The following is a 12,496-nucleotide window of genomic DNA, read 5'->3' as shown; positions in this document are numbered from 1 at the left end:
TCAGCCGAGCGCGGCCAGCGCCGCCTCGAGGGAGAACCCGAACGGCAGTTCCAGCCGGTGCCGCTCGAGCAGGGCGGCATCGGCCAGGATCTCGGCGGTGGGGGCGTCGGCGACGATGCGTCCGGCGTCGAGGATGACCGCCCGCTCGCACAGTTGCAGCGCGTAGGGCAGGTCGTGGGTGACCAGCAGCAGGGTCGGGGCGGTGCGGTGGAGGATCGCGGCCAGTTCGCGGCGGCCGGCCGGGTCGAGGCCGGCGCTCGGTTCGTCGAGGACGACGATCTCGGGGCGCATGGCCAGGACGCCGGCGAGGGCGGCGCGGCGCTGCTGCCCGACCGAGAGGTGGTGCGGCGGCCGGTCGGCGGCTTCGCGGAGTCCGACGTCGGCCAGGGCGGCGTCGACGCGTTCGCGCAGCTCGGTGCCCTTGAGGCCGAGGTTGGCCGGTCCGAAGCCGACGTCGTCGGCGACGGTGGGCATGAAGAGCTGGTCGTCGGGGTTCTGGAAGACGATGCCGACGCGGCGGCGGATCCGGGGCAGGGTGCGTTCGCCGACGGTGAGGTCGCCGACGGTGACGGTGCCGGCGGTGGCTCGGAGGAGTCCGGCGAGGTGGAGCATGAGGGTGGTCTTGCCGGCGCCGTTGGGGCCGAGGACGGCGACCCGCTCGCCGGGCCGGAGGTCGAGGTCGATGCCGTCGAGGGCGCGGTGGCCGTCGGGGTAGGTGTGCCGGAGGCCGGCGACGTTGAGGGCGGTCATGCGCCCACCGCCGCCCAGACGGCGAGTCCGGCCGCGAGGGCCGGGGCGGTCATGGCGGCGCTCCACTGGCCCGGTCCGGCCCCGGCCGGGGCGACGTCGATGGGGAGCCGGCCGGTGTAGCCGCGGGCGGCCATGGCCTGCCAGACGCGTTCGCCGCGTTCGTAGGAGCGGATGAAGACCACGCCGAGGCTGCGCGCGAGCGCCCCGGCCTGCCAGAGGAACCGGGGGTCGTCGCAGCGGGCGAGGCGGGCGCGGCGCATCTGGGCGACCTCGGCGGCGGTGAGGTGGGCGTAGCGGACGGCGAAGGCGGTGATCTGGAGGAGGATCTCGGGGCAGCGCAGCCGGGAGAGGCCGGCGAGCAGGTCGGCCACGGGGGTGGTGGCGGCGAGCAGGAGCGCGGCCCAGACGCCGAGGGTGGCCTTGGCCAGCAGGTTCCAGCCGGCCCACAGGCCCTCGACCGACAGCGCGATCCCAGCCCATTCGACGGTCTCGCCGCCGGCGAGGAACGGGAAGGCGAGCGCGAGCAGGGCGAACGGGGCCTCCACGAGGCTGCGGGCGGCGATCCACTTCGGTGGGATCCGGGCGAGGGCGAACAGGGCGAGCAGGGCGGCGGCGCAGCCGCCGAAGGCCCAGACCGCTTCGCGGGGGGTGGCGACGACCGCGAAGGTGAACGCTGCGAGCGCGACCAGCTTCACCTGCGGGGCGAGCCGGTGCAGGGGCGTGTCGCCGGGCCGGTGGAGCCCGTCGCCGCCCCTCATTCGCCCTCGCCGCCGGTGCCGCGCTTGCGGGCCAGGAGCGTGAACAGGCCCCAGGCGACGGCGAGCACGAGGGCGACCCCGGCGATGCCGGACAGGGAGCCGCCGAGGGTGTCGTTGTCGAGGAAGCTCATGCCGTAGTCGGCCAGCGGGCCGCCGATCTCGTGGTCGGCCTCCTGCTGGGCGACGCAGGTGCCGCCGCTGATCTCGCCGTCGGCACCGGTCCGGCAGCCTTCGAGCATGGCCGATTCGAGGCCGTCGGGTTCGGAGGAGGCGTAGAGGACGAGGCCGCCAGCGAGGACGAGGGCGATGGTGAGTCCGGCGAGGACGAACCTGGAGGTCTTCATTTATGCGGTCTCCTTCGCGAGGCCGTCCCCGGGCTGGTCGAGGCGGCCGCCGTTGAGGGCGTGGACGAGGTCGGGGCGGGTGAGGGCGACGGCGGTGACGGCGGCGGCGCTGATGGCGGCCTCGCCGACGCCGATGAGGACGTGGGTGCCGAGGAGGGCGGCGGCGATCGCGGCGAAGGACTGGCCGATCGGTTCGCCGCCGAGGGCGAACTGGAGGAGGAATCCGGCCGAGGCGGCCACGACGCTGACGACCGAGCCGGCGAAGACGGCGGCGGTGAGGCCGGCGCGGGTGCGCGGCAGCACCTTGAGGGCGAGGGCGATGACGGCCCAGGCGGCGACGGTCGAGATCACGGCCATGTTGACGATGTTGAGGCCGAGCGCGGTGACGCCGCCGTCGGCGAACAGGAGTGCTTGGACGGCGACGACGACGGTCAGGCAGAGCACGCCCAGCCAGGGCCCGAGGAGGGCGGCGGCGAGGGCGCCGCCGACCAGGTGGCCGGAGACGCCGGCGGCGATCGGGAAGTTGAGCATCTGGGCGGCGAAGATGAAGGCGGTGGCGAGCCCGGCGAGCGGCACGAGCCGGTCGTCGAGGCCGCGGCGGGCGGCGGCGACGCAGGCGGCGACCGCGAGCACGGCGGCCAGGCCGAAGCCGAGCGAGGTGGGGATGCCGATGATCCCGTTGGGGATGTGGAGGGCGGTGTCTGACACGGGCGATGCCTTTCGGCCGGGAGGTGGCCGGGCCCGGGCTGGATGCCGGGCGCCGACGTCTGGAATCAACAGCCCACCGTTGGACTATTGCAATTATTTTGCAATAGCAAGGGGGTGGTTGTCCAGTCGGGGACGGCACGCAGCCGCCGCCAAGGGAGCTCCCAGACGATTGTCAGGTACGGGCGGTAGTGTGCTGACTCGTGAACGTACGACTTCAGCCAGGCGAGACGGCTCCCGACTTCACGCTGCAGACCGACACCGGCGACACGGTGACGTTGTCGAGCCTGCGGGGGCGCAGGGTGATCCTGTACGCGTACCCGAGGGCGATGACCGCCGGCTGCACGAAGGAGGCCTGCGATTTCCGCGACAGCCTCTCGGAACTGCAGGAGGCCGGTTACGCGGTGCTGGGGGTCAGCCCCGACGAGCCCGGCAAGCTCGCGGAGTTCGTCGAGCGCGACGGCCTGACGTTCCCGCTGCTGTCCGACCCCGAGCACAAGGTGCTCGAGGAGTACGGGGCGTGGGGCGAGAAGAAGAACTACGGCCGCACCGTGCAGGGCGTGATCCGCTCGACCTTCGTCATCGACGAGGAGGGCGCGATCGAGCTGGCTCGGTACAACGTCAAGGCCACCGGCCACGTCGGCCGCCTGAAGAAGGAGCTGGGCCTCACCTCCTGAGGCCCGACGGAGCGGCCGGGGTCAGCCGTCCCCGGGTGCGTACGGGGCGATCAACCGCTCCGACACCGCCGCGAGCTGGGCGCGCGCTTCGGGGTCGTATGCCTGGTCGTGGGCCTTCGTCGGCTGTGACTGCTCGAAGTAGCGGCCGGTGACCTCCTGCAGCGCGGGATCGCCGATCAGGCGGAGGGTCGGCTCAGCGCCCTCATCGACGCCGGCCAGGGGCGTGAAGCCGCTCTGGCGGACGATCTCGGTGTCCATCAGGTGCGCCGGGTGGATCGCGTTCACGCTGACGCCCTGCGGCTCGAACCGCTCGGCCATGTCGATAGTGGACATGATCATGGCGAGTTTGCTCTGGCAGTAGGCCCGTACCCCCTCGTACTCGCGTTCCAGCATCACGTCGTCGAAGTCAAGTGGCGCCTGGCCGAGCGAGGCGACGTTCACCACCCGGGACGGCGCGCTCGCCGCGAGCAGGCGGCCGAGCGACCGGGCCAGCAGCAGCGGCGCCAGGTGGTTCACCGCGAGCCGCAGCTCGTGGCCCTGGGCGCTCACCTCCCGGCGGGCGGTGTCGGAGCCGCCCCCGACTACCGCGTTGTTGACCAGGACGTCGAGCCGGGGCGCCCGATCGGCGACCGACTTCGCCAGCGCGGCCACCTGGTCGAGGTCGCTCAGGTCGGCCAGGAAGCGGTGGATCTCCGCGCCGGGCCGCTCGCGTTCGATGCGGTCGGCGGCGGCGTCGAGGCGTTCGGGGTCGCGGCCGTGCAGGAGCAGTACGGCTCCGGCCTCGGCGAGTCGTTCGGCCAGGCGCAGCCCGAGGCCGCGGGTGGCGCCGGTGATGAGGACGTGCTTGCCGTGCATGGGGAAGAGAAGATCGTTCATGCACACCACACTATCAAACTCTTTATAACTAACAAGCTCCTTACAGAGCGACGACCCTGTACAGTCATTTCGTGACCATCCCCGTCGATCAGCGGCTCGGACTCGACATCAAACGGGCCGAGCAACACCTCATGTCGGCGAAGTCCGGCGCCCTGCGCGACCTCGACCTGAGCGTCGCCGCCTACGCCGCGCTCCTGGCGATCGACCGGACCCCCGGGATCTCCCCCGCCGGGCTGGCACGCGAGTGCCTGGTCACGCCGCAGGCGATCAACTCGGTGCTGAAGACCCTGACCGAACGCGGGCTCGTCGAACGCACCCCGCACCCGTGGCTGCGCCACGCCACCGAGACGACGCTGACCGATCAGGGCCGCACGGTCCTGGCCGAGGCCGACGAGCGCGCCGGATCGGTGGAGCAGCGCCTGGCCGACGCCTTCACGCCGCAGGAGCGCGAGACGCTGCGCCGCCTGCTCGCCAGGGCCGCCGAAGCGCTGTGACCGCGACCTCTCAGGCGGTCCTCCCCTTCGCAACTCCGACCGCTTCCTGCGCGCCGGGCAAGAGTCCCACGGAGCGTGGCACCCCAGACTCCGTCAAGGCACCGAATTGCTTCCCCGTACTTCGCGCGCGCTCGCTCCGGTTCGCGCTCCATGTGCTCGAGGCGCTCAAGCACCTCCTCGGGGTTCGGGTGCTGATTGCGGTCGCTCATGCGGCGGCTGGTCGGCCGCCGCGGTGCGCCTCGGTAGCCCGGAGGCGGTCTCGCTCGACTCGTGAAAGCCAACTGACGCGCGACGTCAGTGACGTCGGACGTCAGTGACGTCAGTTACATCAGGTGAAGGTTCTCGGCGGCCGATCTGTCGGTCTTCCGACTATCGGCCGCTGGGCGCAACTTTGAGGGCTGACAGCACGTGACTGAAGCGATATCGTGCGCAGATCGGTCTGATCCACCGCACGCCTACGTCACGGAATGGAACCCCCCATGGCCGACCTCGAGCTCACCGTCCCCGAGTTCAACCTGCTGCTGACGCTGGTGCACCTGCGCGGCACCGGCACCACCAAGGATTTCAAGGCCGCCTTCGGCTTCGACAAGGTCGAGACTCCCGCGCAGCGCAAGCTCACCGAACACGGCCTGGTGTCGATCGACCGAACGGTGAGACCGTACGCCTACGAGCTGACCGACGCCGGCTGGCTGGCCGCCCGGCGGCTGCTGTCCGAGAAGGCCCCCTCCGGAGTCAGCCAGCGCACCGCCCGGATCCTGTGGGCGTTCATCGGCGACTTCTCGGCCCACATGGACCGCACCGGCACCGAGCTGGCCGATCTCTACCCGGCCCGGGTCGAGCCCTCCACCGCCGACCGGATCCGCAAGGCCTACACCGAACTGGTCGGCGGCGCCTCCGACTGGGTGCCGCTGCGCCGACTGCGCGAGCTACTCGATGACATCGAGCGCGAGGAGGTCGACTCGGTCCTGGGCGAGCTGCTCGCCGCACACGAGATCCGGTTGATCCCCGAGTCGAATCAGAAGACCCTCACCGAGGCCGACGACCGGGCCGCGGTGCGGCTCGCGAACAAGGACCGGCACCTGATCGCGATCGAGGCGCTGTGATCTCCGCCCTCGAGGCGCTCCGCAGCGTCCCCAGCGACTTCGCGGTGACTCCCGACGACATCTGGGACGACCGGTCCCGGCCGCACGTCAACGGCATCAACGAACCCGCGCTCCGGGCAATAGAGGCGCGCATCGCCGCCGCCGAGAACAGCCCCCGGTCGAGCGTCACCGGACTCCCGCTGGTGGGCGAGGGCGGCAGCGGCAAGAGCCACCTGCTGGGGCGGGCGCGGCGCGACGTCCAGGACCGGGGCGGGTTCTTCGTGCGCCTCAACATCGTCGACGTGCGCGACTTCTGGGCCAACCTGGCCGGAAGCTTCGTGTACGCCCTCGACATGCCGCACCGGTCGGCCGAATCGGGCCTGGCGCACCTCCTCGAGCGCCTGGCCGACCTGGCCGACCTTCCGGAGGGGCTGCGGCACCGGCTGCTGGAGTCGAGGCTGCCCGACCCCGACTCGGTCGCCCAGTTCACCGAGTCGGTGCGCGGGATCGACCGCTCACTGGCCGGCACCCGGAACACCCTGCGCGCCCTCCTGCTGCTCCACTCGAACGACGAGCGGCGGGCCGCCCCGGCCGACGCCTACCTCGCCGGAGGAGAATTCGACGTCGAATCGCTTCCCGGATTCGGCACGGCACCCCCGCGAAGCCCGATCGAGCTGGTCAGGGACCTGTCGCAGCTCATGGCGCTCTGCGGGGCCACCGTGATCGCCGTCGACCAGGTCGACGACATCGTGCGCTCCTCCCAACGCACCGCCGCGGCCGAGGGGGCCGAGTCCACCGTCGAGCTGCTCGACATGCTCGGCAGTGGCCTGACCGAGCTGCGGGACGTCACCCGCCGCAGCACCGTACTGCTGTCCTGCCTGGACACGACCTGGAGCGAGTTCACGCGGGCGACGGTCGACACCGTTCTGCAGCGGTTCGAATCCAAGATCTGGCTCGACAACACCCTCCCGGATCCTAAGGTCGCGGCCGCGCTCCTGGAGGCGGTCCTGGAGCCGGTGTACCGGCGGTCGGGCTTCGAGCCGCCCTATCCGTCCTACCCGTTCGGCGACGCCGCGTTGGGGAAGGCCGCCTTGCTCAGCCCCCGTGATCTGCTGCGCAGCGCTTCGGCCCACCTGAACCGGTGCGTGGAGCTGGGCGAGGTGACCGAGGCGACCGAGCTCGTGGCGCCCGATCAGAAGGAGGGCAGGCCGCAGGCGGCCTCGCCCGCCCCCGGCGAGGGCCTGGACGCCGATTTCGAGAACTACAGGGCGATGGCCGATATCGACACGGCCCGCTCCCCCGACACCGTGGACACCCGGATGCCGCAGCTCCTCGATGCCGCGCTCAGGTCCTTCCAGGTGGAGTCGGGCCGGGACCCCGCCGCGTCCCAGGTGGGGCTGCCGGTCGGCAAGCGCCAGGCGTTCCACGCCGAGCTGCACGACGAGGACGCCGAGCCCCGGAGGAGCTGGAGCTTCCTGGCGATCTCGAAGACCAACCCGAACGCGGTGCAGCATCGGGTCGCGGGCCTTTCGGCCAGGGCCGGAATCGGGCGGAGCAACCGCCTCCACCGGAGCCGGGCGGTCCTGTGGGTGACCGCCCCATCGGGCGAGTGGGGGTCCTGGGGCCGGAACACGAAGGCGGCAAAGACTCTCGCCGAATTCGAACGCGAAGGCACCGTCATCATGGTTACCGAGGACGACCTGCGGGTGTTCGCCGCGCTCCACCATCTGCACCGGCAGCGCCGGCCCGGCCTGGAGGCGTGGCTGCGGGCGCGCCGACCCGCCTCGCGGACCGTCCTGTTCCAGCACGTGTTCGGGCCGCCTCCCGAGGAGTCGGCACCGCCCGAGCCCGAGCCGGTACGGCCGGACCTGCCGCCGTCCGGGGCCGGGCGGATCCTCGACTTCCCCCTGTCCGGCCCGAGAACCAGACCCGAGGCGGGCGGCCGGGCCGCGGCCCCGCGCACCGGGACCGGCGGCCAGGCTTCATCGGAGTCGGTGCGGCTGCCGGTGGGGCGGGGAGCGGACGGCGAGCCGGTCCGGTTGGATACCGGATCGATGCCCAAGCACACCGGCGTGTTCGCCGGGTCGGGTTCGGGCAAGACCGTGCTGCTGCGCCGCATCATCGAGGCCGCGGCGCTCCAGGGCGTCCCGGCGATCGTCCTCGATCCCAACAACGACCTCTCGCGGCTCGGCAGCGCCTGGCCGGAGCCGCCCGAGCACTGGCTTCCCGGGGATGAGGCGGCGGCCGCCCAATACATGAGCAGCGTGGAGGTCACGGTGTGGACGCCCGGACGCACCGGGGGCCGTCCGCTGAGCTTCCGCCCGCTGCCGGATTTCGCCGCCGTCGCCGACGACCCGGACGAGATGGAGATCGCCGTCGACACGGCGGTGGCCTCGCTGGTGCCGCGGGCGCGCATCGCCCGCGCCGCCTCCAAGGACGACCACGCCCGGGCCGTGCTCCGGGAGGCTCTCGCCTTCTACGCGAGGGGAGGCGCCTCGGACCTCGGCGGTTTCCTCGATTTCCTCGACGAGCTGCCCGAAGGCGTCAGCACCCTTCCGAAGGCCGAGGAGATCGCCGCCAAGGTCGCGGCGACGCTGCGAGCGGCGATGATCAACGACCGGGTCTTCGGCGGCACCGGCGAGCCGCTCGATCCGGCGGTGCTGCTGCGGCCGAGCCCGGGCAAACGCACCCGCGTCTCGGTGGTCAACTTCCTGGGGCTGCCGACCGAGGAGCAGCGCCAAGGGTTCGTCAACCAACTGGAGTTGGCGCTGTTCTCCTGGGCCAAGCGGAACCCGGCGGTCGACCGGCCGCTCTCGGCCCTGTTCGTGATCGACGAGGCGCAGACGATCGCCCCCTCCTCGGGATCGACCGTCTGCCTCGACTCCACGCTCGCCCTGGTGTCGCAGGCCCGGAAGTACGGCCTCGGCATGGTGTTCGCGACCCAGGCCCCCAAGGGGATCCACAACCGGATCGTCGGCAACTGCGCCACCCACTGGTACGGACGCATCAACTCGCCCTCCCAGATCTCGGCCGCGACCCAGGTGGCCGAGAACAAGGGAGGGTCGACCGTGGACCTCGCCCACCTGCGGGCCGGACAGTTCTACCTCGCCGCAGACGGGAAGGCCACCGAACGGGTCGACGTCCCGATGTGCCTGAGCCACCATCCGCCGACCGCCCCCACCGCCGAGGAGATCCTCGCCTCGGTGAGGGCCTCGGACTGAAGAGGAGCACGCGCTTGTGAACGAGATCGTCCAGGAGCGACTCCGCCACTTCCAAGCCGAGCGCGAACTGCCCGACTTGGACGAGCCGCAGTTGTTCGAGGTCTTCGCCGCCCACTGCGTCCTGCACCAGTTCCACGAGGAGCGTTTCGCGCCGGACGCCCACCAGACCGGCGGCGGGAACGACCTCGGGGTCGACGCCTGGGGAATCGTCGTCAACGGCGAGCTATACCACGATCTTGACGGTGTCAAGAACGCCGCGGAGAGCTTCCGAGAGATGAACGTCGTGGTCGTGGCCGTCCAGGCCAAGACCAGCACCAGCGCCGAGGGGAAGGTGGTGGCGGACCTGGCCGACAACCTGCGGCAGATCTGCGGCCGCGAACCGATCGCCTACACCGCCTCGCCGGAGATCCTGGAGCTCCAGCAGGCGCTGCACGTGCTCTACGACCACCACGACAGGAACGCCGTCGGCAGTCCCCGCCTGGAGGCGTGGTACGTGCATTGCGGCGGGGATCCGAACGAGGACCTGCTGGCGAAATGCCGTTCGGCCGAGCGGACGGTGGAGGCGCTGGACCGGTTCGAGTCGGTCAGCTTCGAGGTCGCCGGTTCACGACGTGTGCAGCGCCTCTACCAGCGCTCCAACCGGAAGGTCCGGGCCTCGTTCGACTGGCCGTCCAAGATCGGCATGGCGGGGATGGACGGCGTCAAGCAGGCGTGGACCGGGATGCTGCCCGCTTCGGAGCTGGTCGGCAGGATCCTGGTGGACGAGGGCGGCAGCATCCGGAAATTCCTGTTCGAAGACAACCTCCGCGAGTATCTGGGCCAATCGAACGAGATCAACGACGACATCGCCCGGACCCTGGCCGACGAGGCGCAGCGCAAACGGTTCGCGGTGCTCAACAACGGCATCACCGTGATCGCCGAGAGCTTCGACGCCTCCGGGGAGAACTGCACCCTGGCCGATTTCCAGATCGTCAACGGCTGCCAGACCGGGCACGTCCTGTTCGAGAACCGCCACCAGTTGACAGACGACGTCCAGGTGAAGCTGACCGTGATCGAGACCGAGGACGAGAGCATCGCCGAGGCCATCACTCAGGCCACCAACCGCCAGACGCTGATCGCCAAGGAGAGCCTCGCCGCCGACCCGCAGATCCACCGGAACATCGAGGCGTACTTCCGTACCTCGGTGCCGCCCCGGGACCTCTACTACGAGCGCCGGGCCGGGCAGTTCGACGGCGACCGGTCGGTCACCAGGACCAGGGTGCTGAACCAGAACCAGCTCACCCAGTCCTACGCGGCGGTGTTCCGCAACCGCGTACACGAGGCGACCAGGCCGGCGAAGCTCCTCAAGGACGATAAGCTCGCCGTCTACCGCACCGACACTCCACCGATCGCTTACTACACCGCGGCCTCGATCTGGTACCAGGTCGACTGGCTGCTGCGCAACAACCGCGTCGACCGCATCTGGAAACCGGCGCGGTTCCTGCTCATGGCCGCGGCGGTACACCGGCTCTCAGGCGGACGGCGACCGCCCGCGACCCCGCGGAAGACGAAGGCTTACTGCGATGAACTCCTGGAGCGCATCTGGGACCGCGAGAAGGTCGAACGCTGCGTCGAAGCGCTGATCCCCGACCTGGATCGGCACTGGAGAAGCGAAGCACCGGGACATCGCCTCGCCGAGCTGGTCCGCACCAAGGGCTTCACCGACCGCTTCCTGCGCGCCGTCCAGGAGCCCCACTGAGCACTGCAATACTGTGGCCCCCGCCGGGGAGACGATCTCCGTTCTATGGCCGCATCCACCCCCAGCCGAGAATGAAAGCAGCATCGCATTGTCGTTCCAAACCCCGCTCAGCATCGAGGAGATGCTCACCGCCATCCACAAGCATGAGTACCTCATGCCGGCGATCCAACGCGAGTTCGTCTGGGACGCCGGTCAGATCACCAGAATCGTCGACAGCCTGATGCGCGGGTACCCCATCGGGTCCTTCCTCCTGTGGAAGGTCGAACCTGAGACCGCGCAGTCGTACACCTTCTATGAATTCCTGACCAACTACCACGAGCGCGATAATCCGTACGCCGGCAAGGCGACCGTCCCGGCCGGGGGTGGGACCACGGCGGTGCTCGACGGCCAGCAGCGGCTCACGTCGCTGAACATCGCCTTGTACGGCAGCTTCGCCGAGAAGAGGAAGTACGCCTGGTGGAACCATCCGGACGCGTTCCCGGTCAAGCGCCTCTACCTCAACCTCACCGAGGATCCCGAGAACGAAGAACTCGGCCTGAAGTACGACCTGCGGTTCCTCACCGACACCGATGCCGCTGCGAATCCCAAGTGGTTCCGGGTCGGGGAGGTTCTCGACCTCGCCAACTCGGGTCCGGCGATCATGAAGGAGCTGGAGCGGCGCGGCATAGCGGGGTCCGGGGACGCGTTCCAGCGGCTCTACGACCTGTTTTGGGCCACCCGCGAACTCAAACCGATGAACTACTTCCTGGTCACCGATCAGGACGCCGACAAGGTGCTGGAGATCTTCGTCCGGGTCAACAGCGGCGGCACGCAGCTCTCGTACTCGGATCTGCTGCTGTCGATGGCCACCAACCAGTGGCGGGAACTCGACGCCCGCGAGGAGGTCCGGGCACTCGTCAGTGACCTGAACGGCAACGCCGGCCGGCAGTTCTCCTTCTCCAAGGACGTCGTCCTCAAAACCGCGCTGACCATCGCGGATGTGGATGTCCGGTTCAAGGTCACCAACTTCACGCAGGCGAACATGGCGAGGGTGGAGGCCGCTTGGCCGGAGGTCAAGAACGCCCTGCTGCGCGCGGCCACACTGCTCCAGCAGTTCGGCTACAACGAACGGAACCTGACCGCGGCCAGTGTCATCGTCCCGATCGCGCACTACCTGCACCTGCGGGGCGCCGGAGATGCCTACATGGACTCCAGTGCCCACGCTGCCGACCGGCTCGCCCTCCAGCACTGGGTCACCCGCTCGCTGATCAAGCGAGGCATCTGGGGATCGGGCCTCGACACCCTGCTCACCCGTATCCGAGATGCGCTGCGCGCGGACTCGGCCTCGGGGTTTCCGGTCGGGGCCGTGGAAGCGGCGATGACGGCCGTCGGAAAGGGACTGACCTTCGACACCGCTGAGATCGACGAGTTGCTGAACCTCAAGTACGGAGGGAGGCGGACCTTCTCCGTCCTTTCGGTGCTCTACCCGGGCTTGGATCTGAGTAAGCAGTTCCACGAGGACCATGTCTTCCCGAAATCCCGCTTCACGCCGAAGAAGCTCGCCACGGCCGGAGTGCCTCCGGATCGGATCGAGGAGTTCCGCGCCGCCGTCAACCTCCTGCCCAACCTGCAACTGCTCGCGGGTACCGCCAACATCGAGAAACAGGACACCCTTCCGGCCGACTGGATCGCATCGGCCTTCCCGAGTGAGGAGAAGCGGACGACCTACGCGGTGGAGAACGACCTCGAGGGCCTACCGCTCGACCTCACGGACTTCTTGGAGTTCTATGAGGCACGGAAGCACAAGATCAGAGATCGTCTGATGAAAGCCCTCGGGGTCTCGCCGGAGGCCGACATGGCCAGCGGTTGAGA

11 protein-coding genes are annotated in these 12,496 nt (G+C 69.9%); 6 read left to right on the top strand and 5 right to left on the bottom strand.

From position 1 onward, the window contains the following. The 4 genes from CUT39_RS15385 to CUT39_RS15370 are packed head-to-tail and all read right to left on the bottom strand — an operon-like array spanning position 1 to position 2,560. The gene (locus CUT39_RS15385; protein WP_100448082.1) at positions 1–750 is read right to left on the bottom strand and encodes an energy-coupling factor ABC transporter ATP-binding protein; all 750 of its coding nucleotides are present in this window, start codon (positions 748–750) and stop codon (positions 1–3) included. Next, positions 747–1,508, bottom strand: coding sequence for a cobalt ECF transporter T component CbiQ (cbiQ, locus tag CUT39_RS15380; protein ID WP_100448080.1), 762 nt, complete (start codon positions 1,506–1,508; stop codon positions 747–749). Before cbiQ ends, CUT39_RS15385 begins: the two co-directional genes overlap by 4 nt. Continuing rightward, entirely contained in the window at positions 1,505–1,852 is a 348-nt protein-coding gene (locus CUT39_RS15375; RefSeq protein ID WP_100448078.1) for a PDGLE domain-containing protein, read from the bottom strand. The genes cbiQ and CUT39_RS15375 overlap by 4 nt, the downstream gene beginning before the upstream one ends. Further along, positions 1,853–2,560 (bottom strand): energy-coupling factor ABC transporter permease, encoded by a 708-nt coding sequence (locus CUT39_RS15370; RefSeq protein WP_100448076.1) that lies wholly within the window; start codon positions 2,558–2,560, stop codon positions 1,853–1,855. Between the two features lie 200 nt (positions 2,561–2,760). On the opposite strand from CUT39_RS15370, the gene bcp reads away from it, so the two are divergent. Then, complete coding sequence (gene bcp / locus CUT39_RS15365) at positions 2,761–3,234, top strand: thioredoxin-dependent thiol peroxidase (protein ID WP_100448074.1); 474 nt, start codon at positions 2,761–2,763, stop codon at positions 3,232–3,234. Between the two features lie 21 nt (positions 3,235–3,255). Here the strand turns inward: bcp and CUT39_RS15360 are convergent, their stop codons facing one another. Next, positions 3,256–4,110, bottom strand: a complete 855-nt coding sequence (locus CUT39_RS15360; protein ID WP_198587166.1) for an SDR family NAD(P)-dependent oxidoreductase — start codon at positions 4,108–4,110, stop codon at positions 3,256–3,258. A 71-nt stretch (positions 4,111–4,181) separates the two neighbouring features. Here CUT39_RS15360 and CUT39_RS15355 point away from each other — a divergent pair, with 71 nt between their 5' ends. From CUT39_RS15355 to CUT39_RS15335, 5 genes are all read left to right on the top strand, one after another. Continuing rightward, positions 4,182–4,604: a MarR family winged helix-turn-helix transcriptional regulator gene (locus tag CUT39_RS15355; protein ID WP_198587165.1), complete on the top strand. Its 423-nt coding sequence runs from the start codon at positions 4,182–4,184 to the stop codon at positions 4,602–4,604. Between the two features lie 479 nt (positions 4,605–5,083). Further along, on the top strand, positions 5,084–5,707 hold the full coding sequence (locus CUT39_RS15350; protein ID WP_100448070.1) for a hypothetical protein: 624 nt from the start codon (positions 5,084–5,086) through the stop codon (positions 5,705–5,707). Continuing rightward, the gene (locus tag CUT39_RS15345; protein ID WP_100448068.1) at positions 5,704–8,907 is read left to right on the top strand and encodes a helicase HerA domain-containing protein; all 3,204 of its coding nucleotides are present in this window, start codon (positions 5,704–5,706) and stop codon (positions 8,905–8,907) included. The genes CUT39_RS15350 and CUT39_RS15345 overlap by 4 nt, the downstream gene beginning before the upstream one ends. A gap of 16 nt (positions 8,908–8,923) precedes the next feature. Then, entirely contained in the window at positions 8,924–10,645 is a 1,722-nt protein-coding gene (locus CUT39_RS15340; RefSeq protein WP_100448066.1) for an AIPR family protein, read from the top strand. A gap of 88 nt (positions 10,646–10,733) precedes the next feature. After that, positions 10,734–12,494, top strand: a complete 1,761-nt coding sequence (locus CUT39_RS15335; RefSeq protein WP_100448064.1) for a GmrSD restriction endonuclease domain-containing protein — start codon at positions 10,734–10,736, stop codon at positions 12,492–12,494. The last annotated feature ends 2 nt before the right edge of the window (positions 12,495–12,496 follow it).

Origin of the sequence: Glycomyces xiaoerkulensis (assembly GCF_002798405.1) — a bacterium.
Lineage (GTDB): Bacteria > Actinomycetota > Actinomycetes > Mycobacteriales > Micromonosporaceae > Glycomyces > Glycomyces xiaoerkulensis.
Note: the sequence above shows the minus strand (reverse complement) of the source record. Positions and strands in the feature narration are given on the sequence as shown.

Coding starts and splice junctions, on each gene's coding strand:
- CUT39_RS15385 (WP_100448082.1), bottom strand. CDS start 750: ATGACCGCCCTCAACGTCGCCGGCCTCCGGCACACCTACCCCGACGGC.
- cbiQ (WP_100448080.1), bottom strand. CDS start 1,508: ATGAGGGGCGGCGACGGGCTCCACCGGCCCGGCGACACGCCCCTGCAC.
- CUT39_RS15375 (WP_100448078.1), bottom strand. CDS start 1,852: ATGAAGACCTCCAGGTTCGTCCTCGCCGGACTCACCATCGCCCTCGTC.
- CUT39_RS15360 (WP_198587166.1), bottom strand. CDS start 4,110: ATGAACGATCTTCTCTTCCCCATGCACGGCAAGCACGTCCTCATCACC.
- CUT39_RS15350 (WP_100448070.1), top strand. CDS start 5,084: ATGGCCGACCTCGAGCTCACCGTCCCCGAGTTCAACCTGCTGCTGACG.